The following is a 22314-nucleotide window of genomic DNA, read 5'->3' on the forward strand; positions in this document are numbered from 1 at the left end:
CTTAATACTTCCGGTTAGGCAGCTCGCGCTTCGCGTCTTCGGACGTAAACACGCCCTCCTCGGTCACGATCCGCTTCTCGATGTCCTTGCCGGCAACGACATCCTTTACGGCTTGCATCAACTGAGGTCCGAGCAGCGGGTTGCACTCCACGATAAAATTGATTTTGCCTTCACTGGCCGCGACGAATCCGTCTTTAACCCCGTCCACCGTGATAATGAGGATATCTTCGCCCGGCTTCAAACCGGCCGCTTCAATGGCCTGGATGGCCCCAAGCCCCATATCGTCGTTGTGGGCGTACAGCACATCGATCTTCTTATTCGCCTTCAGGAAAGACTGCATCACTTCTTTCCCCTTCGCCCGGGTGAAGTCACCGGTTTGCGAGGCGATCACCTTCAGCTTCGGATTCGATGCAATGACCTCCGCGAAGCCCTTCTGGCGGTCGATCGCCGGTGCGGAACCCGTCGTTCCCTGCAGCTCTACGATATTGATCTCCTCGGTCGAGTCCTTGAATTGATCCACCAGCCATTGTCCGGCCCGGCGTCCCTCCTCCACGAAATCGGAACCGATAAACGTCTTGTAGAGCGAATCATCCGGCGAATCGACAGCCCGGTCGGTCAGAATCACCGGGATCCCGGCATCCTTCGCTTCCTTCAACACCGTATCCCAGCCCGATTCCACCACCGGCGAAAAGGCGATGACATCCACTTTCTGCTGGATGAAGGTACGAATCGCTTTGATCTGGTTCTCCTGTTTCTGCTGGGCATCGGAGAATTTGAGCTCAATGCCGGCTTCCTTGGCCGAATCCTGAATCGAGGTCGTGTTCGCCGTTCGCCAGCCGCTCTCCGCCCCAACCTGTGAAAATCCAAGCACGATTTTGGGATCTTCCGCGGTTGGGTCTGTCGTATTGTCCGTTGTCTGGGTGTCGGTTGTACTGGATTGCGCGGCTTGGCTGCCGCCGTTATTCGCCGGCTCCTGGGCGTTCCCGCCCGAACCGCTGCCGCCGCAAGCGGACGCCAAGAGCAGCAGCAAGGACGCCGCCGCAATCAGTCCGGTTTTTTTGATCGATACCATAGTCCAATTCCTCCCCTTTTTTGGTCACCAAGGTCTGGCGTGACTTGATTATAAAACGCTTTCAATTCCTCGAGATACGGAGTTTCATCGCCCACGTTTGCGTTTTCTTTCGCTTCTCTGCTTCGAGGGGGCGGTCCAGTTTGTTTTTTTGCGGCGTTCCTTTGATTTCTTGTGAATGATTGCGTTTTCAAAGGGGTTGCTTCATAATATGGGATCAATAGAGCCCTTCTTGAAAGGCAGGCCTCCCCATGAAGCTGATCAATTGGATCTCCTCCAGCCTGCGCGCGAAGCTCCTCCTGATGTTCCTGTTCCTGACGGTCCTTCCGCTCATCGCCATCGGGTTGGTCGCTTATCAGAAGTCGTACAACACGGTCTACGAGAACAGCAAAGCCAGCGCAGTGCTCACAGCGGATCAACTGGCGCGAAGCCTGGGAACGCTGTTCACCGACAGCAGCAAATTGCTTGAGCTTGGCAAGCATTCGCAGGTGCTGCATTTTCTCTACTCGCAAACCGACACGTATGAAGATGCCAAAGAGATCCTGCGCACGATCGATTCCTACCGTCAAACCTACAAATACGAAAGCGTCCTGAATATCACCATGATCAACTTGTACGGAAGGGGCATCAGCGAGCGGCGCGGGGTATTTGTGCTGGATAAAAACCCGCTGCGCAACCCTCATTTCGCCTATTTGCTCAACAACCCCGATGTCGTGCTCACCGTCCCTCCGCTGGACGCCCTGACGCTGGACCATCCCGACGGGCTTCAGGAGAAGCCCGCCATTTCGATCATGGCCGCCGTCAAACAGCGAATTACGCATGAAACGATCGGCTTCATCGTCATCGATGTGGACGCTTCGGCGGTCAGCAAGTTCTGCGACGAGGTCAAGGTGGGCGAAACCGGGTTCTTCTATATCGTCGACGCCAGCGGACGTCCGATCTTCATGCCCTCGGGGCTTGTCCCGGATCAGGTCCTGCCGGAGCGGGATATCCTGGCCCGAATGGCGACCGGCACTTTGACCAGCTATGTCGATAAATCGGACGGCGGGCCGAAGTTCATCTTCGCCTCCTCCCCCCGGGCCGCAGGCTGGAAAATCATCGGCCAGGTTCAACTGCGCGAAATCGTCAAGGAAGCCGATTCGATACGGCAATTGATCATCGTCAGCGTAGCGCTGAGTCTGTGCTTTGCCGTTTCTTTGCACTTTTTCATCACCTCCCGGCTCACGCGCCCGCTCAAGCTGTTGAAGAACAAGATGAAGCTTGCCGCCTCCGGCTTTCTGGAGTCGAAGGTTACGCCTGCAGGCAACGATGAAGTCGCAGAGCTCGGACGCAGTTACAACATTATGCTGGGGAAAATCAAAACCCTGCTCGAGCAAAGCATTCGGGAGCAGGAAGAGATCAAGAAGGCGGAATTGCGCGCGCTGCAAGCCCAGATCAACCCTCACTTCCTGTACAATACGCTCGATTCGATCTTGTGGATGGCGGAGGCGGGGAAAAACGACCGGGTCATCACGCTGGTCCAATCGCTCTCCCGGTTGTTCCGCATCAGCTTAAACCGCGGGCGCGACTGGATTCCTCTGGAGAAGGAAATCGAGCACGTTCACAGTTACCTGATTATTCAGCAGATGAGGTATCGCGATATTTTGGAGTACCGGATCGAGGTGGAGCCGCAGCTCCTCCCCTGTTCCGTTCTCAAAATGACGCTCCAGCCGATCGTGGAAAACGCGTTGTATCACGGCATCAAGAACAAGCGAGGCAAAGGAATGATCACGGTATCCGCGGAGGAGACCGAACAGCACGAGCTCCGGCTGTCCGTACAGGACAACGGGTGCGGCATGCCTCCAGGCAAGCTTGAACGGCTGCGCCGCGATTTGTTGAACGGACGCCTGCCGGTGGAAACCGGCGAAGAAGTATCGGGCGGCTTTGGCCTTCATAACGTTCATCAGCGGATCAGGCTTTTTTACGGAGAGCCTTACGGGGTTCGGATCGACAGTGTGGCCGGAGAAGGAACGACAGTGACCCTAACCATTCCAAAGGGCAAGGAGGAATGACCGATGAAGAAAGTGCTGCTTGTAGATGATGAAATTCTCGTCAGGGAGAACATTCGGGACTGCATCCCGTGGGAACGGGAAGGGTTCCAATACCTCGGCGATGCCTCTGACGGGGAGGTCGCTCTGCCGATGATCGAGCAACTGCAGCCCGATATCCTCATCACCGACATCAAAATGCCGTTTATGAACGGCCTGGAGTTATGCCAGGTGGTGCGCGCCAAATATCCTCAGATCAAGGTGATTATTTTAAGCGGTCACGGGGAATTCGATTATGCCCGAGAGGCGCTCAGCCTTGGCGTTGAGGAGTATTGCCTGAAACCGATCAGCGCCTCGGATCTCATCGGGCTGCTTCGCGAGGTCAGCGATAAAATCGATAAGGAGCGCAGCGAAAAAGAACGGCTGGAGGGTTTGATGCGGCGTGAGCGGGAGAAAGCCGGGAATTCGCGGCACAAGCTGTTAAGCGATTTATGCGGGGGACTGTTGTCGGCGCCTGAGGCCATTCAAACGGCCGAACTGTTGTCGGTTCCGCTGGTCGCCCGCTGGTATGCCGCAGCGATTGTCGATCAACGTCCGGCGGAGCCGGCAAACGAAGAAATGGAGGAGACCGGCGGCCCGGAGTGGATCGATCTGCAAGAGCACATCCGCAAAGCCTGCGACCGCGGCCAAATGCTGCAGTATCCGGCCAGTCGGACAAAGCAGGTCTGCATCGTTAAGGGGGATACGGAGGGAACCGTCAAGCAAGCGCTGGAGCCTTTTCGCCGAATGCTGGCAGCCCTGGAAGAGCCGGCTTGCCGCTTCCCGCTGTTCCTTGGGATCGGCTCGGGGCATGAGCGCATTCAAGGTATCCACCTCTCTTTTCTCGAAGCCGAGGAATCGCTTCATTGGCAGCGGCTCACGCGCCAAAACCGGCAAAACCTGCTGGAGGCGACGCGCAGCTCCATTCAGCACAATATTTTGCTGGACCGGCAAGCCTTCATCCGGTTTCTCAAAATCGGGACCTCCCGGCAATTGTCCTCCTTTATCCTTGAATTTGCCGCCGTGCTTCAGCCGATCGATTGGAAGGCTTCACTGACCGGATACTACATCCTGAACGACCTGACGCTGGAGGTGTTCAAGGCGGCCGAAGAGTCCATTCGCGGGCCGGGCGACTCCGGCCAGAGCCTCCGGGCGTTTCAGACGCGGATCGAAGCGGTTAGCTGCTGGGAGGAGGCCTGCGCTTATTTAACTCACCTGGTAGAACAATTTTGGCTGTGGCGCGCCAGGTCGGCCGACCGTTACGCTGAATTACTTCATCGGGTGAAGGAATATATCACCGCCCATTATGACAAAGGGGATATTTCGCTGCAGCAAGCCGCCGAGCAGGTCAATATGAGCCCGAGCCACCTAAGCAAAATATTCAGCCAGGAAACCGGTCAAACGTTTATCGAGTTTCTGACGGAAACAAGGATCCGTAAAGCGATGGAGCTGCTGCAGTCAACGCAGAGCAAAACGTATGAAATCGCTTGTCAGGTCGGGTACAGCGATGCGCATTATTTCTCGAACTTGTTCAAGCGGGTAACCGGGATGACGACCACCGAATTCCGCAAGCATGGCGCTTGGTCCTCCAATCGGACCAACGTCCGCCTCGCCAAGGAGGAGCCGCATGATCGCGCCGTTTCAGGGTCGATGGACTAAACGCTGGACCGCAGTCGCCCGGAGGAACCGGCCGGGGAGCAGGCGAGCCGAATTGCGCGTGTGGGGGGTGGGGTTAGGTGTGATGTTGGGTGTAGTGTTGGTGCTCACGGGTTGCCAAGGGGGGCCGTCGGCCGAGACGGAAGATGGCGGGGTTGCCCCCATCGTCTCGACTGCCGCCCCCGCCGCCGTCTTGCCTTCTTCCACTTCGCCTCAGCTTCAAGCGCCGAGGTATATCTTCGGCATCATCTATCCGATGGCGCATCCTTTTTATGAGGAAATCACCCGGCTTGCGGAAGAGGCGGGGGCCCCCGAGAACGTGAGGCTTGTCGTCAAAGCCCCCGAAACGGTAAGCGTGGAGCAGCAAATCCATATGATGGAGACGATGATTCAGCAGCAGGTCGACGGCATCGCGATTTCGCCGATCGACTCCGCCGCGCTCACCCCGGTGATCAACAAAGCGGCGGATGCCGGAATCCCCGTCGTCTGCTTCGAATCCGATGCCCCGGACAGCCGGCGTTCAGCTTACATGGGGACGGACAACGTGAAGGCCGGAGCGGAATTGGGCCGTGTGATCCAGAAACGGATGAAGGATAAAGGGATGGTCCTCGTTGCATCCGGCGTTTCGTCCATGAGTCAGAACCGGGACCGGCTGCAAGGGCTGCTGGACTTCCTGCATGACGATACGCATATCCAGGTGCTGGAGGTCCGCTCCAACGAAGGAGACGACGGCAAGGCGCTGGCCGATCTGGAGGCGATGATCGACGCCCATCCCCACTTCGACGCCTTCATCTCCACCGATCTCACCTCCGGCTCCGCTTCGGTGCTTGTCTGGAAAGCGATGGGATTAAGCCGGTATGCCGTCGCGTTTCATCTGACGCCGGAGATGAAGGAAGGCTTGCGCAACGGTCAGATCACCTCCGTGCTTTCGCAAAACGAGGCGGGCTGGGGCAGGCTGCTGGTCGGTCAACTGCTTCGGCTGGCCCGGGGCGAGCCGGTTCCGGACTTCACCGACACCGGCCGAATGGTGATCGACGGCTCCCCCGAGGGGCTGACGTCCCTCCCGAAGAAATGAGAGGAGACGACACAAAGCCCTTCCGGCGGTTCAACCGCGGAAGGGCTTCCCTTCGTGGATTAAGCTTGTCCTTCTCCCCCCAGGACAAAGCGGTAAACTTCCTCCACCTTCTCCTCCGTCAGCTCGCCGCTGTTATCGAATTCGAGGATCGAGGAAGCCGGGATATCCCAGTTCACCTCCGGCACGAACTGCACGCGGTGCTTGAAGTCGTCCCAATGCTCCAGCTTCCACGTATCGCGGTCGGTGCACCGGTCGATGATGCGTTCCTTTTGGGTCTCCATGTCCTTCAGCGTGACGACGACGACCTTAACGTCCACTTCTCTTTTGGACAACCTGGCTTCTTGAAGGAGCGTCTCCATCCAGTCTTTGCTCTTCAGCTCCGCGGTAAACGGGGAAATCATAAATACGTTTTGGCCGGCCGCCAAATTTTCGATGCAGATGTCCCGCGTCGTATCGTATTCAAGGTCGCGCAGGTGCTGCTTGTAAAAATCGGAGTCGCGGTCGTTCACGTCCAGACCGTTCATCTCCAGAATTTTCTCCACAAAGCGTCCCCCAACCGTATCGCGGTCCAAAAAAGCGGCAGGCATCCGTCCTGCCAGCTTGCGGGCCACCGTCGTTTTCCCCGTTCCGGCGACTCCTACGAAAAAGACCAATTTCTGCATGATGTCTTCGTATCCTCCTTCGGCATTGCAAGCCGTTATGTATATTGTCCTATTGTACCATTTTTCGCCGGTTTGCGCCGTTGTCCTGCCTGATCTTGAGACAAAAGAAAAACCGGCCCGGGAGTTCCCGGAAACCGGCGATTGAAGCCCCTGTTCCACGCGCCGCCGCGCTGGCTTCAGGATTGCTGCTGCCGCAGCCGCGTCTCCCGAACAAGCTCCTTGACGTTGTCCTCAAGCCGGCTGCGCAGCTCCTCGGCGATATCAAACCCGCCGGCTTCGGTACGGGCCACCTGGGTGTCCACCGCATACACGCCGCCCAAAATATAACGGGCGCCCAGCACGGACAGGACCGGCTTCAACGCGTACTCGATCGTCAGCAGGTGCGCGAGACTGCCCCCGATAAAGAGCGGCAGGACCACTTTCCCGGCCAGACCTTTTTGCGGCACCAGATCCAGGAACGTCTTCAACACGCCGGTATACGACGCTTGATAGACCGGGCTGGCCACAATCACCGCGTCCGCTCCGGCCACCAGCGCGTTCGCTTTCACAATCGCTTCGCTTTCGAATTTCGTATGGATCAAATCCTCCGGCGGCAGCTCCCCCACGTTCAAATGGCTGACTTCGAAGCCTTCGCCGCGCAGCAGCTCCTCGGTCAGCGCGATCACCGCCCCCAGCCGGGATCCCAGCGTCGGATTGCCGTTAATTACCGTAACTTTCATATGGAGTCTCCCCTTGTCTCATTCGGACGTTCGCCTTCCCTCGCATCCCTGACGAATTCCCTAAATTTTAAAACGATGCTATCAAGATTTGCATGAAAAGTCAATGCGGACGGGGCGTCAACGTCGGGGCCCCGATTGACAACAAGGCTGGCTTCGCCTGAGGCGAGATACAACGCCTCGATGGTTACAACGCTTCAATGAGATCCCCGGCGAGCAGCGATGCCGGATTGCCCGTGCGGGCGGCGGCCGCGCGTTCGCCGGCCCGGCCGTGCAGATAGACGCCGAACGCCGCCGCTTGCACGGCGTCCAGGCTCTGAGCCAGCAGCCCGGCGATCAGGCCGGTCAACACGTCCCCGGAGCCCCCGGTCGCCATGCCGGGGTGCCCGGTGACGTTGACGAACACGCGGCCGTCCGGGGCCGCCACCACGGTGCGCGCGCCCTTCAGCACGAGCGTCACGCCGTGCTGCATCGCGAAGCGCCGCGCCAGGCNTTCTCTTTCTCCTTCTCCTCCGAGTCCGAGTCCGGGTCCGAGTCCCGCCCCCTGCCAATTGCCGCGGCATGACGCTCGCGAATTCTCTCCTCGGGGTACTCCGGCAGCCGGCCTTCCCGCCGCAGCCGGCACAAGGCCAGCACCTCCTCGGCAATCGCCCGACCGGCGTTCTCCATCAAGGCGACCGTCGGGATCCCGATCTGCTCGATGGCGTGGCGGTCAATGGCGCGCATTTGCTCCGACGTCACAAATTTCATTGGGTCTCCTCCCCCTGTTCTTGCCTAATACCCTACGGTGAACCGGGCACCGAGATAATACGGGTCCTCCGCCTCATCAATCAGGGCTGCCGCGTAATCCTCTGCGGTAATCCGGCTGTTGTCCCGCTCATCAACGACGAGACGATCCAGGCCAAGACGGAACACGCCCGTGCGTTTCCCCGGCTCGATGAGCGCCGGCGGACTCAGCACCGTCCACTCCAGGTCCGACGCCCGGTAGATGCTCAGCGCCTCTTCATGAGCTCGGGCGAGCGGCCGCACTTCCTCCGGGAACTCCGGCGTATCCATCAGCCGGACGCCCGGGGAAGCCTCAAGGCCGCCCGCTCCGCCGACGGCGATCAGCCGCCGAACCCCGCCGCGCTTGACGCCTTCGATCAGCGAACGCGTCGCTTCCTGCAGCTCGTCCTCTTCCCCGAAGCGCGGCCCGTACGCGCTGATCACGAGGTCCTGTCCCTGGACCAGCTGGGCGATTGCATCGGGGATCAGGATATCCCCTTCCTTCAGGACGAGATGCCCGGCCTTTGGGGTACCCGCCGGGACGAGATCGGGCAACCCCATCTCGACAGCTCGCGCCTGATCTCTGACCACTGCCGTCACTTCATGTCCGCGCCGCAGCGCTTCCTCCGCAATTCTTTGTCCAATGGTGCCCGTCGCGCCAAATAATACGATTTTCATCTATCGTCTCGCCCTTTCCTCGCAGTTCGCTCTATGCATGCGGGTTGTCTCTTCGCAGTTGGATAGCATTCCCAAGTTTGCTGTTTTCATTATAATCGTCCCGCCTCGGCAAGTCCAAATGAAAACAGGGCTTCCCCGCTGCCACGCTGCCACGCAGCCAGAGAAACCCTATATCGCCCGCCGGTGACTCCTTTGTTGACATTTGTTCAACATTTTCACCGGTCTTTGCTGAGATGGATCTATTATGTTGTCATTGTTGCAACATTTTCGGCCTAAATTGGTCGGATGTGCGCGGAAATGTTGCACCTTTTGCAGCACTTTCACCTAAACGAGCTCGGGAGGTATGGAGATGTTGCCTTTTTTGCAACAATTCGGCGATGGCTTGGCGGCTCTTTCATCGTTCCGAATCCCCCCGTACAAGCGTACAAGCGCACATGCGCAACACACACCGTTATCCTGCTTTCCCTAACGCAAAGCTCAGGATCAAGATCACAAACACAACCGCGGTAATCAGCACATACCGGTAATCCCGCTCCGCCCAAAACAGAAACAGCGAGACGAAAACGCGGAATACCGGCGTCAGAATAAGCAGCAACAGGCCGGTCTGAATCACCGCCGCCGCCTTGAAGGCCAATAAGCCGGACATGATGGCGCCGAAGCTGGTTGGATACGTGTCCCCCGGATACCCGCTGTCCCCGGTGACCAAGTACTGGACAAGTCCGACTATAATGACGACCGCAGCAAGCAGGACGCCCACTCGCAGCATTTTGCTGATAGCCGTCTCAATTTCGAAGGTGCGGGCCTGCACTCCATTGTTATGGTCGTCCATCTCAACCCCTCCATCCTTGGTAGATCATTTGAAACGCGACATATATCATCACCGGGATAAAAAGCTTGCGGATCGTCTTGCTCTTCATCCGCTGCATCAAGCGCGACCCTGCGGTCGCTCCGATCAATACCCCCAGCGCAACGGGGGCCGAAATGATCGGAATAATGTCCCCGCGAAGCAAATAGATGCCCGCACTGGCCGCTGCCGTAACCCCCATCATGAAATTGCTGGTGGCGGACGACACCTTGAGCGGCATTTTCATAAACACATCCATGGCCATAACCTTGAAGCTCCCGCTGCCGATGCCCAGCAGCCCGGAAATCACCCCCGCGCCATACATCACCCCGAAGCCCTCGTACACACGGTCCACGTTATAAGCAACGGTCTTGCCGAGCGCCTTGTCGTAATACTCGCCTTGCAATCCGAGCTTTTGGGCCATCGGGTGCAGCGGAACGTTCTCCGGAATTTCCTGCTTGCCCTTTTTGATCATGGCATACGCTGAGTACAGCAGCAGCAACGCGAAAATAATATACAAAAACCGCGGGGCGATCAGTGCCCCGATAAACGCGCCGGTAATCGCCCCGACGGTCGTGGCGATCTCCAGAAACATGCCGACCCGCAAATTGGTGATCCGGTCGCGAATATATGCCACCGCCGAGCCGCTCGACGTGGCGATGACAGAGATAATGCTCGCCCCAATCGCATGGTTAATATCAACGCCAAACAATAAGGTCAGCGCCGGTGTAACGATAATTCCTCCGCCTAATCCGAGAACCGAGCCCACGATCCCCGCTAAGATGGCGATCATAAAAATTTCAATCACTGTGGAAGTCAATCCGCTGGCATCTCCTTTGCCTTTTACTCACATGCTTGACCCGCTACGGTCACCCCATGTTCATGCTTGCTCCAAACCATTCCGAGGCCGCCGGGAGCGGTATACTCGAAGCCAAAACGCCGATACAGCTTATCCGCCGGCACATCCGCGATCAAGCTGACATAGGTGAACGGCGGCGTGTGCCGCTCCAGATATCCCATGATCTCGCCCATGATCGTTGTGCCGAGTCCCCTCCCCTGAAGTTCCGGACGCACCGCGATGTCGACAACCTGCATGAAGCAGCCGCCATCCCCGACGATTCTCCCCATTCCCGCCAGTCCCTTCTCATCATACAAAGAGACCGCGAATAAAGAGTGAGCCAGGCCGACCGCTGCTCCTTCGGCGCTGCGCGGACTCATTCCGGCCAGCGCGCGAAGCTTTAGATAATCGTTAACCTCGGGCGCTTCGCGAATGAGTTTCACCCCCGCGCCGGGGGGTTGTTCATTGATGTTGTTCATTCAGGTTGTTCCCTCCGCTGGCCGTTGATTTTTCACAAGTTTTCATCAGTCTCCAAGTATACCACATTTCCGAATCTCTTGAACCAAGCTTGAATCCGAACGGCACGTATGCAATAGTGAAAGGAGGAATATGGAAAGGGTGATCGCCGTGTCACTGTCGGAATGGATAACCTGGCTGCAGACACCTGAGCATTCCGTGCTAGCCGCCTTCCTGGCGTTGTCTGCGTTCCTCGCACTCTACGGTGCGGCACGCGGCAAAATGGTTCGGGACGAGCAACGCCATCTCGATTACATCAACTCCACCTTGGATCGTTATGCCGCCGCTGCCGGTTCGTTAATGTCCGCCTTGGATCTGCCATCACAGACTTCCCCGGAGCTGGACCTCCTGAGGGGTAAGCTGTTGGCTTGTCGAGCCGCGCCTTATAGCAGTGAAAATTTGCTGGCCCAAATCGCGGCTTTCGCCGAGGATGGCGATTGCTCCCGCTTGCCCCTGTTGCTGAGAACCATTGAGCGGGAGGGGGAAGCGCTGATCGCCGAGCGGGACAAGCTGCTGCGCCGGACGGAGCGACCCGGATGGGGAAGCTGGATTTGGCGCGTTTTTCGGCCCGGATTGCCGGTATTGTTCGCTTTCGCCTTCTTCTTGTCGTTGCTCCGATTGTGGCGCCTGCTGGGAGAAAGCTTCCCCGGTCAGGCGGACACCGGACTCGTCTGGGCGCTGGCAGCCGACTGGATGCAATTGGCCTCGTGCTGGTTGGCTCTACTCTTCCTTTACCTGGCCATCCTGAGCGGGCGGAACCAGCATGTTAACGCGATCCCCGCCCGGCTCCTGGCCTTCCTGATCGCGGTGTTGGCCGCGGGCCATCTGGCAGCCGGCAGTTGGCTGGCCCCTTATATCTTGGGGGCGCAGTTGCTTCTGCTTCTCGCCGGATTTCGCTTGAACCGCCGCAAACCTCGGAAGGCGCGCCCTTACGTTGGCCATGATCCGCTGCCGTTGGCAACGGAGGCTGCGGAAGCCGCCGCTCCTGAAGCCGTAACAACGCCAGGCCGACCAGGGGAAGGCGAAACGCCGCAATAAGCGAAAAACAACCCCGATTCCTTGAGGTGGTTCAGGCATTACTGCCTGACCCGCTCGGAATCGGGGTTGTCCTCGTTATGCAGGGCATCGTTTCTTGGGTTACCGCTGTCCGGATTCGCGCAAAGGTTTGGCTGTTTGACGGGAAGCGCCGGAAGCCCTGGAGGCGCTGCCCGGATTCAACTCGTAACGTTTGCGTTCCGTGCGTTCCATTTGTACAATTTGGCCTTCATGGACAACGATGTTCAGCGAACCGAATTCCATGCCGCCCAACAGTTCCGCGATCCGCTCCAGCCAGATTTCATCGACTTTCAATGGTTTCGCCATCCCCCTACCCCTCCCCTTATAAATTCACCCGAGCCTTCCGCTGCTCACGTAACCTCCGGCTACGCTCCGCTGCTCTGTCTCTAGCTTCATCCAACCTTCGTACCTTCTCGTCGCCAAACTTCACTCAACCGGTTACACTCCAAACTACTAACTACTAACTACTCCTAACTACTCCTAACTACTACTTACTAACTACTAACTACTAACTACGCTGCACCTTATTGCTGCTCACTCCGCGTTAACTCCGCTGCTCTCCAACTAACTTCCCGCATTTTAACGGAACCCAGAGCCGTTAATGGTCCTCTTCGCGAATAGTCTGAGTTCTAACGGAACCAGGAGACCTTATTGGGGATAGATGCAGCTAATTTTCCGCGATATGAGTCAAATAAGGTTTCTGAGTTCCGTTACAGCGGGAAATAGTCGGGAAATGAGCCAATAGCGGCGCTACGTTCCGTTAGAAGTTGGCCACCCCATACGCAGTCCAGCTCTACTGTTAGTTCGGCGTTCGCCGTTTGCCGTTCACCTTCCAATTCCCAGTTCGGCGTTCGCCGTTCCCTTCCAACTCCCAGTCCACCGTTTCCATCACCAAACACAGACACAAGTTGCCAGCTACTCACACTCACTTTTCATTACTCCCTACTTTTCTTCAATACGCGACTCAACTAACTCCCCCACGCCTACTAATGTGACTCCACCCGCATTTTAACGGAACCCAGAGCCGTTAATGGTCCTCTTCGCGAATAGTCTGAGTTCTAACGGAACCAGGAGACCTTATTGGGGATAGTTGCAGCTAATTTTCCGCGATATGAGTCAAATAAAGCATCTGAGTTCCGTTACAGCAGGAAATAGTCGGGAAATGAGCGAATAGCGGCGCTACGTTCCGTTAGAAGTTGGCCACCCCATACGCAGTCCAGCTCTACTGTTAGTTCGGCGTTCGGCGTTCGCCGTTCACCTTCCAACTCCCAGCCCACCGTTTCCATCACCAAACACAGACACAAGTTGCCAGCTACTCACACTCACTTTTCATTACTCCCTACTTTTCTTCAATACGCGACTCAGCTAACTCCCCCACGCCCACTAATGTGACTCCACCCGCATTTTAACGGAACCCAGAGCCGTTAATGGTCCTCTTCGCGAATAGTCTGAGTTCTAACGGAACCAGGAGACCTTATTGGGGATAGATGCAGCTAATTTTCCGCGATATGAGTCAAATAAGGTCTCTGAGTTCCGTTACAGCGGGAAATAGTTGGGAAATGAGCGAATAGCGGCGCTACGTTCCGTTAGAAGTTGGCCACCCCATACGCAGTCCAGCTCTACTGTTGGTTCGGCGTTTACTGTTCACCTTCCAGCTCCCCGTCCACCACTCACAGTTCACTTTCGCTGCACCCGTTCATAGTTCACCTTTGGCTGTTCACCGTTTACTGTTTAGTTCACCGTTCACTGGGACCTTCCACTGTTCACTGTCCACTGTTCACTGCTCACTGTTCACTGTCCACCGTGCACTGGAACCTTCCACTATTCACTGCTCACTGCTCACCATTCACTTTCACCTTCCAGCTCCCAGTCCACCATTCACTGTTCACCGTTCACTTCCACCGCTCATCCTTCACCTTCACCATTCACAGCCCCATCCCCGTTCCCACCACCGCATGCGGCAGGACGCGCGGCGCTTCACCCCCTCCACACCTCGCACAACGAACCACACTACTACTACACAATTCAACTACACCCTACACACCGCCCGGCAGCACCTGATGCACGCCCCCGGGCCCCGGCACTTCCGCATTCTATTCCCCAACGCCGAGTTGTTTAACCCCATTAAGCAACTCGGTGGCGGAGCGGAGCTTGGGATCATTCCCCTAATGACGGCTTTGGCGCGTAAACCAGCCCTTGAGAAGCAGGGTTACGAGCGCCAGCAGCAGCAAGAGGGAAGCCACGGCAAACGACGCGGAAAATTGGTATTCGTTATACAGAATCTCCACGTGCAGCGGCAACGTGTTTGTTTCTCCCCGGATATGGCCCGAAACGACGGAGACCGCGCCGAATTCCCCCATCGCTCGTGCGTTGCAAAGCACAATTCCGTACAATAGACCCCATTTGATATTCGGGAGCGTAACCTTCCAGAAGATGCGGAAGCCGCGAGCTCCCAGCGTTACGGCGGCCTCTTCCTCCTGCTGCCCTTGATCTTCCATCAGCGGGATGAGCTCGCGGGCAACAAACGGGAAGGTTACAAATAACGTCGCCAGGATAATGCCTGGCAAAGCGAAGATAATCGAGATGTGATGTTCATCCAGCCACGGTCCGAACCAGCCGTGCGAGCCGTAGACCAGCACGTAGATCAGACCGCCAATCACCGGCGATACGGCAAAGGGCAGGTCGATCAAAGTGACCAGCACCTGCTTGCCGCGGAACTTGAACTTGGTGACGGCCCAAGCGGCGGCCACCCCGAAGATCGTATTGAGCGGTACGGTAATCAAAGCGACGAGCAGCGTCAGCCGCAAGGCGGACAACGCATCGGGATCCCGGATCGCCGCGACGTACACGCCCCATCCTTTCTTGAGCGCTTCCGTCAGTACGACGGCAAGCGGCAACACGATCAGCCACAGCAAGACCAGCGCGGCCGCCGTGATCAACACCCATTTCACAGCCCCGGACCCCTGCCCCGCATGCTTACGCGGAGCCGTTGGCCTGCTCGCCGCTAATGGCACAGAACCGGCCATAATCTCCCCTCCCTATCGATTGCATTCCCCAAGCTTGCCTTTCCCGACCGCTCGCGGTAAATCGTCACCTCATCTTCCCGCTTACCGCGTGGTCTTGCGAAATCGGCGTTGCAGCGTATTGATGAGCAGCAACAACACGAACGAGATCAGCAGCAGCATCAGCGCGACCGCCGTCGCCCCGGCGTAGTCGAATTGCTCCAGCTTCGACATAATGAGCAGCGGGGCGATCTCCGTCTTCATCGGCATGTTGCCGGAGATGAAGACGACGGACCCATATTCCCCGATGCCGCGGGCGAACGCGAGCGCAAACCCCGTCAAGAGCGGGGGCAGCAGCTCCGGCAGCACCACCTGGCGGAAGGTGCGGAAGCGGCTCGCGCCGAGCGTGGCCGCCGCCTCTTCCACCTCGGCATCCAGGTCCTGCAGCACCGGCTGTACGGTGCGCACGACGAACGGGATGCCGATGAACATCAAGGCAAGCGTGATGCCGGCTGGCGTAAACGCGATGCGGATCCCGAGCGGTTCGAACAAGGAACCGATCCAGCCGTTCGCCGAATAGATCGCGGTCAACGAAACGCCAGCCACCGCCGTAGGCAAGGCAAAAGGAAGGTCGATCATGGCGTCAAACACGTTTTTACCGGGAAAATCGTACCGGACCAGCACCCAGGCTAAGAGCAGCCCCAGTACAGCATCGATCAGTCCGGCCACCGCCGCGGTTACAAAGCTCACCCTGTAGGAGGCAAGCACGCGCGGGTCGGTCGCGATATCCCAAAACTTCTCCCAGGTTAGTCCTGTAGAATTCAGCAGCAAGGCGGATAGCGGGATCAGTACGACCAAGCTGAGATACAGCACGCTAAATCCCATCGTCAGCCCGAAGCCGGGCAGAACGCCGCGCTTTGTGGTGCCACTGTGCATATTTTTCGCCTCCGATTCGTTACGGTCGGTACATATTATTGCGGTACATAAATTTGGCTGAAGACGCCGCCGTCATTAAAGTGCTTCGCCTGGGCTTCGGCCCAGCCGCCGAATTCCTCGATCGTAAACAGCTTGATTTCCGGGAATTTGTCGGCATATTGCGTCTTGACACTGTCCAGCGTCGGACGGTAATAATTCTCCGCGGCGATCTTCTGACCTTCTTCCGAATACAGGTACTTCAAATAGGCTTCGGCGACTTCGCGCTTGCCGTTGGCATCGACATTTTTGTCGACCACGGCAACCGGCGGTTCGGCGAGAATGCTCTCCGACGGATAGACGATATCGAATTTATCCGGCCCCAGCTCCTGCACGGATAACCAGGCCTCGTTCTCCCAAGCCAGCAGCACGTCGCCCAGTCCACGCTCTACGAACGTTGTGGTTGCGCCGCGCGCCCCGCTGTCGAGAACGGGAACATGCTTGAACAGCTCTTGGACGAACTCCTGCGCTTTCGCTTCATCGTTATTGTTATGATGCAGCGCATACCCCCATGCCGCCAGGTAATTCCACCGCGCCCCGCCGGAAGTTTGCGGATTCGGCGTGATCACCTCGACGCCGTCCTTGATCAAATCGTTCCAATCCTTGATCTCTTTGGGATTGCCTTTACGAACGAGAAATACGATGGTTGACGTATATGGCGAGCTGTTATGCTCGAATTTTTGCTGCCAACCCTCACCGATCAAGCCGCTGTCCGAAATGGCGTCAATGTCGTACCCCAGCGCCAAGGTGACCACGTCAGCCTTCAGACCGTCGATGACCGCCCGGCTTTGCTTGCCCGATCCGCCATGCGACTGTTTAATGGTGACCTTTTGTCCTTTTTCTTTCTCCCAATAAGCCGCAAAGGCCTTGTTATAATTCTCGTATAATTCCCGGGTCGGGTCGTAGGATACGTTCAGCAACTCCACCGCTTTGGCCTTCTCCCCGCCGCCGGAGTTTCCGGCTGCCGCGCTGGCCGCCTCGTTGCCCCCGCTTTGGTTCGCCGAGCAAGCCGCCAGGACCCCAACCAATATCCATGCCAGACTCATCAGAACCCCTTGCTTCAACCTTCTGTTCACTCGTATCACTCCCCATACTCACTTTACTCGCTTTACTAGGGCAGGGCAGGCATCTACCGCAACCAACATCCGACAAAGGAAAACGGAGAAACGCCCCACCCCCTACGGTCAAACCGAGCCACTACCCGTGTCTGCCAAGGCAAGTAGAGCGTTCCTCCGTCCGTACGGTGAGAACATTTTTAATTATTCCTACCTGTTTAGTATGCTATGGTGTTATTTTATATGCGGCAGCCTAAAAATGTCAAACCTTTTTATGCAAAATCAGCAAATTATTTATAAGCTCCCCTTATAGTCGATACAGGCTAGGGGTGGGGCGATCGATGCCTCCTTCCGTTAATCAAAAAAACCCGAAAGCCGGCATAATGCAGGCCTTCGGGTGTAAAGATCAAATCTTTCGCCTTCTTCAATTGATAGGAGGCTTCTTCTCACTTGGTATCTGCCGGCTGCCCCGCGTTATCCCTACTCCTAAAGATATGCTGTTCTGGGCGGCTGGGTTCCTGTCACTGAATAAAAACGTGAATACTATTTCAACATCCCCGCTGTCAAGTGCGCGGGAAGCGGTTCGATGCAGGACGGCTTGGCGATCTTTAAGCTGTGCTCCGCCAGCATCAGGCGGCCGCTCTCAGGATCGCGGCGCAAGGCGGCGATATCGCCGCTGTATTGATTCGCCACCAGCACGTAGTCTTCCAGTACGGCGAAATTACGCGGCCAGCTCCCTCCCGCACTCGTCCATGCCGGATCAACCAGACGCCCGGTCTGCGGATCGAGGCGGAAACGGACGATGCTGTCATGCCCGCGGTTAGAGCCGTATACGTACCGGCCGTCCGGTGAGAAATGGATATCGGCAGGGTAATTCTCCCCCTGATAATCCTCCGGCAGCGAGCTGGCATGCTGGATCGCTTCAAGCCGCCCCTCTTCCGGGTCGAACGCGTACGCCGTCATCGTGTTGTTCAACTCGTTCATACCGTAGGCGAACCGTTCCGACGGATGGATCACGAAATGCCGCGGCCCCGCTCCCGGCGGCAGATCCACCGCCCCGTGCCTGACGAGCCGTCCGCACTCCAGACGATAAATCACGATCTGGTCGGTTCCCAAATCGGAGACGAACGCGAACCGTCCGTCCCGGCTTGGCACGATGCTGTGGGCGTGAGCCGATTCCTGGCGCTCCGGATTCACGCTGCTTCCCTCATGGCGGATACAGGCGGTCATTTCACCCAGCGCACCATCCGGTTCAAGGGCAAACACATTGACCTGCCCGCTGGAATAATTGGCAACCAGCAACCTCCGATCCGGCCCGAACTGCAGAGCAAGATGGCAGGGATCCGCCCCCTGCGTTGCCAGCTCACCGTTCAGCATCTCCAGCTTGCCGTCCTTCGGATTCAGAGCAAATCCGGCGACCCGCCCCTCGGTTTGTTCGCTTACCGCATATAACCGCAGCCCCTCGGCATCGATCGTCAAAAAGGACGGATTCACCAGACCCGAGGTGGTGTGGATGACTCGTAACTCCCCGGTGTCCCGCTGCAGCTCGCAGAGATAAATTCCCGGTTCGCCGCTCTCGGCATAGGAACCGACATAGAAGCGCCAAACCCCTTGGTGAACTTCACTCATCGAACGTTCTTCCTTCCCTTGGTCAAATTCATCCAGCATCCGCTTTACTTCGGACAAAGGCAGCCGGTCAAAATACAGCTCCAGCTGCCGTTCTGCCCCGCCATAAATTTGGTTCATCACGGAAGGGATGTTCGAGGAAATGGTGCAGGCGGAATGCTCGCTGCCGGAACACCAGCTTGGACGCAAGGAGCCTTGGGCGAACATCCGGTACAAGTCGCCGAGAGAGACCGACGACAGCTCGGTTTTCAGCAAATAACCGCCATGTGCCCCCTCCTTGGTCGTCACGAGGTCTTGACGGCGAAGCAGGCTAAGCACTTTACGTACACGTGCCGGATGAGTTGCCACGCTGCAGGCGATTTGTTCGCTGTTGGCCATCCGATCCTCCCTGGAATCCAGAAACAACAAGCAATGGACGGCGACCGTCAGTTCGCTGTTCATCTTCGTACCCCTTTCCCTTTCCGATTTGAAACAAAGACAGGCGAGTATGATATAATGTTCTCGCGAATCGCTGTTGCTGACTATCACCTACAACCTACACAGAAAGGGAATTTCCATGAATCTGATGAATCCCTCTTATCTGCAAATCGCCTTTACCTTCGGTGCGATGGCCATGGCCGTCGCTGTTCTATTTATCCGTTTGAAAGCCAGCCGCAAGCCCGTCACGGTGAAGAAAATTGTGATTCCGCCGCTTGGGATGACGACCGGCTTCATGATGTTTATCGTCCCGGAGACGCATATTCCTCTCCTGTGGGGCGTGATCGCTTTCGCCTGCGGCTGGCTCCTCTTCTCCTATCCGTTGATTCGGACAACCAAGTTTGAGAAGATCAACGGCGACATTTATGCGGAACGTTCGCGCAGTTTTATCCTGATCCTGATCGGCCTTGTGGTCGTTCGTCTCCTGCTGCATGAAGCCGTGGAACAATTTGTCTCCGTAATGCAAACGGGAGCCCTGTTCTTCCTGCTCGCTTACGGCATGATTATTCGCTGGCGCTTGTTTATGTTCAAGCAATACCGGGCGATGACCGAAAATGCCGCTGCATCCTGAGTCCATCGTACACATTGAGGCCAAAGCATCATCCCTCGACAATCGAACGGTTGCGCCCTTCTTCCTTGGCTTGGTAGAGGCAACGATCCGCTCGTTGGATCAACTCCTCCGCCTCCATCGGATCGAACGGGGCGAGGCGGTACCCGCCAACGCTAATTGTCACGTACGGCTCCGCGGCGGAGCGCTTATGCTCAATCGCCAGGTCGGCGACCGCTTGTCGCAGCCGTTCGGCAAACGCCAAGGTCTCCTGCGCCTTTAGCCCGGACAGGACAACCACGAACTCCTCCCCGCCGTATCTAGCCGCAAAACCTTGCTCCTGCTTCGCCGAAGTATAGATCGTCCTGGCGATCTCCTTCAGGACGTAGTCCCCGCCTTGGTGTCCATAATAATCATTATAGGCTTTAAAACAATCGATATCTATGATAAGCAGGGAAAGTGCCGTATTCCGCTCCTCCGGGGCAACCATTTCCCAGGCTAAAATCTCATCAAAACGCCGGCGGTTGGGGATTTCCGTCAACCCGTCAAGATTGGTCAGGCGAATCAGCTGCTCGTTTGCATGTTCGAGCTGCAGCCCTGATTCCGTCAGTTGCCGATGCTGCTCCGACAACCGGATAAACAATCGGTTCACCTCATTCACCACCGCACAAATCACAACGGTGGAAGCGACGACAGAATTGAACTTGGCTACATACCACCCCAATGTAAACCGCATGCCGGCAAACAACGTCAGCGTCGCATCCATCAGGAAGGCAAGCAGGGCTACCGCCAGCCATAAATGCAGCATAGACCAGCCCTTCACTCTTCTCCACACCACCGCCAAGGCCAGAAGATTCAATATCCACAAAACCGGTCCGATCCCCGAGGCATTCAATTTTCGGTAATCCTCTTGCTCAATGATGTCCGGGATCCATCGATCTCCTAACGTGGTGAGCTCAAATACGCCAAATGCGGTCAACAGCGTCAGCGTGACGCCAGCCGATCCGAAGTTGAAGATCTGCTCCTTCGAGCTTATCGGCTTGGACCACCTCCGGCTCACCCAGGCGTATAGCAGGATGCCAAGCGAAAATCCCCCGTGCCAAACCACCCAAAGCCATGTGGAGGTCTGCCCGCCAGCCCCGATGAACTCCCCTAATCCGCCTAAACGGTTGGGAAACGTCAGAATATGCAAGGCCGTCATTAACCCGCTGAATAAATAAGTGCAGGACAACACGAGCAGTGCCGGAAGGCCGGAGGCTCGATATTGACTGTATAGGATAAAGGCCGTCAGCAGATCGCCAAATATCAGCCAGCCGATCGAGGCGGACAGGATAGATTCGTTGGCGGGAAGCGTTATCATCCCGAACGGCAATGCCGCGAGCGATACCGCAACAATGAGAAAACCGAGGAAGGCGGCCAGCTTCCTTTGCTTGCCGCTGGAGGGAATGTCAAATACATGAGAGGCTACTTTATAATTTCCGTGCATCGGTGCGCGGGTTCTCCCTTCTGGATGTCCACATCAGTGTAGTACCTCAAACATATTAAATTTTTAATATAGATGCAATCCTTTTATGGATATTCTGAATGAAAAAAAACAGCCGCATTCGCAATTATGCGAATACGGCTGTAGTTGCTGGCTGCATCACCAAATCCGGCGGCAGACTCGCCTATGCCTTCTTGGCCGACGACTTTTGATCGGAGCTCGGATTGCTCAGTTGGGGAAGCATGCGCATTCCCTGGACCATCTCGGACGAGCACAGCGGACAAACGGGGCTGTAATCAAACGTGAAATTGTCCCGCATCCATCCGTTGCAGTCATCGCTCGTGCAGGTCCATACCGGCGTATTTTCCTCAGGAATTTCTTCTAACGTTTTTTTACGGTAGTTCATAATTCCCCCTCCTTCAAGGTGAGCATTTCAACCGGATGCATCGATATGGTTCGTTTAGAGTGCTATATGTACCATCAGAAGCAGGCTTCTGAAAGTTAACCGCATGAATGATCTTAGCGTAGAAAAACTGCCCTTAATGCAAGAACGCATTAAGAGCAGTTTCTGGCTGGCTTACAGTTTTACAACGTTCTCGGCTTGTGGGCCGCGGTTGCCTTGAACCACGTTGAATTGTACGCGCTGGCCTTCGTCGAGGGTTTTGAAGCCTTCGCCAGTGATTGCGCTGAAATGAACGAATACGTCATTTCCGCCTTCCACTTCGATAAAGCCAAAACCTTTCTCAGCGTTGAACCATTTTACTGTTCCGGTTTCCATGGGGAATACCTCCTGTTTTAAAGATTAACATGATTCATTTTTTTAACAGAAGTCGCTCAAAAAGGCTGACCTTTATTGAACATGCACCACTTGTATAAAAAAAATTCACATATTGAAAAAAGTTCCAGTTTTTAAAAAGTGACACTCTTTTCAATACATGAATGAATATCTTCTTCCAAAAACACGAGATGAACTCATTATAGCCTTTTGCCAGATAAAAAGCAAATCCCCTGTTTTTGCAAGCCCGTCCGGGAAAGACTGGACAAACCCGAGTGAGGAAAACTATAATGACAGATGTAATCTGCAGTCATACTGTTCAGGGGTGCTGGAATCGGCCGGCTGAGAGTGTATCCCTCAAAGATACTGACCCTTTAACCTGATCTGGATAATGCCAGCGTAGGGAGCCATACCATGGATATGAACCTGTATTATT

At 56.2% G+C, this 22314-nt stretch carries 20 protein-coding genes, 1 pseudogene and 1 riboswitch; of the genes and pseudogenes, 5 read left to right on the forward strand and 16 right to left on the reverse strand.

The genetic code is table 11. The features are described 5' to 3' along the window. Nucleotide 1: 1 nt before the first annotated feature. A complete protein-coding gene (locus BN3795_RS00900; protein ID WP_068782868.1) occupies nucleotides 2-1072 on the reverse strand; it encodes an ABC transporter substrate-binding protein in 1071 nt (356 codons plus the stop codon). A 248-nt stretch (nucleotides 1073-1320) separates the two neighbouring features. Here BN3795_RS00900 and BN3795_RS00905 point away from each other — a divergent pair, with 248 nt between their 5' ends. Genes BN3795_RS00905 through BN3795_RS00915 form a run of 3 tightly spaced genes read left to right on the forward strand, consistent with a single transcriptional unit; the run spans nucleotide 1321 to nucleotide 5866 of the window. After that, a complete protein-coding gene (locus BN3795_RS00905; RefSeq protein ID WP_068782869.1) occupies nucleotides 1321-3120 on the forward strand; it encodes a cache domain-containing sensor histidine kinase in 1800 nt (599 codons plus the stop codon). A 3-nt stretch (nucleotides 3121-3123) separates the two neighbouring features. Then, nucleotides 3124-4794, forward strand: coding sequence for a response regulator (locus tag BN3795_RS00910; RefSeq protein ID WP_068782870.1), 1671 nt, complete (start codon nucleotides 3124-3126; stop codon nucleotides 4792-4794). Next, entirely contained in the window at nucleotides 4763-5866 is a 1104-nt protein-coding gene (locus BN3795_RS00915) for a substrate-binding domain-containing protein (protein ID WP_110944919.1), read from the forward strand. The genes BN3795_RS00910 and BN3795_RS00915 overlap by 32 nt, the downstream gene beginning before the upstream one ends. Before the next feature lie 59 nt (nucleotides 5867-5925). On the opposite strand, the gene BN3795_RS00920 is transcribed toward BN3795_RS00915, so the two are convergent. From BN3795_RS00920 to BN3795_RS00955, 7 genes and pseudogenes are all read right to left on the reverse strand, one after another. Further along, nucleotides 5926-6528, reverse strand: coding sequence for an AAA family ATPase (locus BN3795_RS00920; RefSeq protein WP_068782872.1), 603 nt, complete (start codon nucleotides 6526-6528; stop codon nucleotides 5926-5928). A gap of 176 nt (nucleotides 6529-6704) precedes the next feature. Continuing rightward, the gene (gene ssuE / locus BN3795_RS00925; protein ID WP_068782873.1) at nucleotides 6705-7247 is read right to left on the reverse strand and encodes an NADPH-dependent FMN reductase; all 543 of its coding nucleotides are present in this window, start codon (nucleotides 7245-7247) and stop codon (nucleotides 6705-6707) included. Nucleotides 7248-7431: 184 nt separating this feature from the next. Continuing rightward, nucleotides 7432-7743 (reverse strand): annotated as a pseudogene (locus tag BN3795_RS00930) (ADP-dependent NAD(P)H-hydrate dehydratase); the annotation flags it as partial. A gap of 275 nt (nucleotides 7744-8018) precedes the next feature. Further along, the gene (locus tag BN3795_RS00940; protein ID WP_068782876.1) at nucleotides 8019-8687 is read right to left on the reverse strand and encodes an NAD(P)-dependent oxidoreductase; all 669 of its coding nucleotides are present in this window, start codon (nucleotides 8685-8687) and stop codon (nucleotides 8019-8021) included. Nucleotides 8688-9138: 451 nt separating this feature from the next. After that, on the reverse strand, nucleotides 9139-9516 hold the full coding sequence (locus tag BN3795_RS00945; RefSeq protein ID WP_110944920.1) for a DUF1634 domain-containing protein: 378 nt from the start codon (nucleotides 9514-9516) through the stop codon (nucleotides 9139-9141). 1 nt (nucleotide 9517) lies between these two features. Next, entirely contained in the window at nucleotides 9518-10324 is an 807-nt protein-coding gene (locus tag BN3795_RS00950) for a sulfite exporter TauE/SafE family protein (RefSeq protein WP_408634992.1), read from the reverse strand. 50 nt (nucleotides 10325-10374) lie between these two features. Next, a complete protein-coding gene (locus BN3795_RS00955; protein WP_068782878.1) occupies nucleotides 10375-10848 on the reverse strand; it encodes a GNAT family N-acetyltransferase in 474 nt (157 codons plus the stop codon). Nucleotides 10849-10987: 139 nt separating this feature from the next. Here BN3795_RS00955 and BN3795_RS00960 point away from each other — a divergent pair, with 139 nt between their 5' ends. Next, nucleotides 10988-11923 carry a hypothetical protein gene (locus BN3795_RS00960; RefSeq protein WP_198524607.1) on the forward strand — a complete coding sequence of 312 codons (936 nt, stop codon included), beginning with the start codon at nucleotides 10988-10990 and terminating at the stop codon, nucleotides 11921-11923. 99 nt (nucleotides 11924-12022) lie between these two features. On the opposite strand, the gene BN3795_RS00965 is transcribed toward BN3795_RS00960, so the two are convergent. From BN3795_RS00965 to BN3795_RS00985, 5 genes are all read right to left on the reverse strand, one after another. After that, nucleotides 12023-12247 (reverse strand): YezD family protein, encoded by a 225-nt coding sequence (locus tag BN3795_RS00965; RefSeq protein ID WP_068782880.1) that lies wholly within the window; start codon nucleotides 12245-12247, stop codon nucleotides 12023-12025. Between the two features lie 1859 nt (nucleotides 12248-14106). Next, nucleotides 14107-14967, reverse strand: coding sequence for a sulfate ABC transporter permease subunit CysW (gene cysW, locus BN3795_RS00970; protein ID WP_068782881.1), 861 nt, complete (start codon nucleotides 14965-14967; stop codon nucleotides 14107-14109). An 81-nt stretch (nucleotides 14968-15048) separates the two neighbouring features. Then, nucleotides 15049-15879 carry a sulfate ABC transporter permease subunit CysT gene (cysT, locus tag BN3795_RS00975; protein WP_068782882.1) on the reverse strand — a complete coding sequence of 277 codons (831 nt, stop codon included), beginning with the start codon at nucleotides 15877-15879 and terminating at the stop codon, nucleotides 15049-15051. 35 nt (nucleotides 15880-15914) lie between these two features. Further along, complete coding sequence (locus tag BN3795_RS00980) at nucleotides 15915-16991, reverse strand: sulfate ABC transporter substrate-binding protein (protein ID WP_068782883.1); 1077 nt, start codon at nucleotides 16989-16991, stop codon at nucleotides 15915-15917. Between the two features lie 522 nt (nucleotides 16992-17513). Beyond that, entirely contained in the window at nucleotides 17514-19037 is a 1524-nt protein-coding gene (locus tag BN3795_RS00985) for a beta-propeller fold lactonase family protein (protein ID WP_110944921.1), read from the reverse strand. Nucleotides 19038-19152: 115 nt separating this feature from the next. Here BN3795_RS00985 and BN3795_RS00990 point away from each other — a divergent pair, with 115 nt between their 5' ends. Beyond that, nucleotides 19153-19644 (forward strand): CcdC family protein, encoded by a 492-nt coding sequence (locus BN3795_RS00990; protein ID WP_068782884.1) that lies wholly within the window; start codon nucleotides 19153-19155, stop codon nucleotides 19642-19644. A gap of 28 nt (nucleotides 19645-19672) precedes the next feature. Here the strand turns inward: BN3795_RS00990 and BN3795_RS00995 are convergent, their stop codons facing one another. The 3 genes from BN3795_RS00995 to BN3795_RS01005 form a co-directional block, all read right to left on the reverse strand. Continuing rightward, nucleotides 19673-21106 carry a sensor domain-containing diguanylate cyclase gene (locus BN3795_RS00995; protein WP_068782885.1) on the reverse strand — a complete coding sequence of 478 codons (1434 nt, stop codon included), beginning with the start codon at nucleotides 21104-21106 and terminating at the stop codon, nucleotides 19673-19675. Nucleotides 21107-21287: 181 nt separating this feature from the next. Continuing rightward, nucleotides 21288-21509 carry a cold-shock protein gene (locus tag BN3795_RS01000; protein WP_068782886.1) on the reverse strand — a complete coding sequence of 74 codons (222 nt, stop codon included), beginning with the start codon at nucleotides 21507-21509 and terminating at the stop codon, nucleotides 21288-21290. Between the two features lie 171 nt (nucleotides 21510-21680). After that, nucleotides 21681-21881: a cold-shock protein gene (locus tag BN3795_RS01005; RefSeq protein ID WP_009223993.1), complete on the reverse strand. Its 201-nt coding sequence runs from the start codon at nucleotides 21879-21881 to the stop codon at nucleotides 21681-21683. 308 nt (nucleotides 21882-22189) lie between these two features. Then, a riboswitch (TPP riboswitch) is annotated at nucleotides 22190-22302 on the forward strand. Nucleotides 22303-22314: the final 12 nt, after the last annotated feature.

It is taken from the genome of Paenibacillus phocaeensis, from assembly GCF_900021165.1.
Taxonomy (GTDB): Bacteria; Bacillota; Bacilli; order Paenibacillales; family Paenibacillaceae; genus Fontibacillus; species Fontibacillus phocaensis.

Bases quoted from the DNA above. Each gene is read 5' to 3' on its own strand.
- BN3795_RS00920 (WP_068782872.1), bottom strand. From the start codon at position 6,528: ATGCAGAAATTGGTCTTTTTCGTAGGAGTCGCCGGAACGGGGAAAACG.
- BN3795_RS00945 (WP_110944920.1), bottom strand. From the start codon at position 9,516: ATGGACGACCATAACAATGGAGTGCAGGCCCGCACCTTCGAAATTGAG.
- BN3795_RS00955 (WP_068782878.1), bottom strand. From the start codon at position 10,848: ATGAACAACATCAATGAACAACCCCCCGGCGCGGGGGTGAAACTCATT.
- BN3795_RS00995 (WP_068782885.1), bottom strand. From the start codon at position 21,106: ATGCACGGAAATTATAAAGTAGCCTCTCATGTATTTGACATTCCCTCC.
- BN3795_RS00905 (WP_068782869.1), top strand. From the start codon at position 1,321: ATGAAGCTGATCAATTGGATCTCCTCCAGCCTGCGCGCGAAGCTCCTC.
- cysT (WP_068782882.1), bottom strand. From the start codon at position 15,879: ATGCACAGTGGCACCACAAAGCGCGGCGTTCTGCCCGGCTTCGGGCTG.
- BN3795_RS00985 (WP_110944921.1), bottom strand. From the start codon at position 19,037: ATGAACAGCGAACTGACGGTCGCCGTCCATTGCTTGTTGTTTCTGGAT.
- BN3795_RS00965 (WP_068782880.1), bottom strand. From the start codon at position 12,247: ATGGCGAAACCATTGAAAGTCGATGAAATCTGGCTGGAGCGGATCGCG.
- BN3795_RS00915 (WP_110944919.1), top strand. From the start codon at position 4,763: ATGATCGCGCCGTTTCAGGGTCGATGGACTAAACGCTGGACCGCAGTC.
- ssuE (WP_068782873.1), bottom strand. From the start codon at position 7,247: ATGAAAGTTACGGTAATTAACGGCAATCCGACGCTGGGATCCCGGCTG.
- BN3795_RS01000 (WP_068782886.1), bottom strand. From the start codon at position 21,509: ATGAACTACCGTAAAAAAACGTTAGAAGAAATTCCTGAGGAAAATACG.
- BN3795_RS00910 (WP_068782870.1), top strand. From the start codon at position 3,124: ATGAAGAAAGTGCTGCTTGTAGATGATGAAATTCTCGTCAGGGAGAAC.
- BN3795_RS00940 (WP_068782876.1), bottom strand. From the start codon at position 8,687: ATGAAAATCGTATTATTTGGCGCGACGGGCACCATTGGACAAAGAATT.
- BN3795_RS00950 (WP_408634992.1), bottom strand. From the start codon at position 10,324: ATGATCGCCATCTTAGCGGGGATCGTGGGCTCGGTTCTCGGATTAGGC.
- BN3795_RS00990 (WP_068782884.1), top strand. From the start codon at position 19,153: ATGAATCTGATGAATCCCTCTTATCTGCAAATCGCCTTTACCTTCGGT.
- BN3795_RS00900 (WP_068782868.1), bottom strand. From the start codon at position 1,072: ATGGTATCGATCAAAAAAACCGGACTGATTGCGGCGGCGTCCTTGCTG.
- BN3795_RS01005 (WP_009223993.1), bottom strand. From the start codon at position 21,881: ATGGAAACCGGAACAGTAAAATGGTTCAACGCTGAGAAAGGTTTTGGC.
- cysW (WP_068782881.1), bottom strand. From the start codon at position 14,967: ATGGCCGGTTCTGTGCCATTAGCGGCGAGCAGGCCAACGGCTCCGCGT.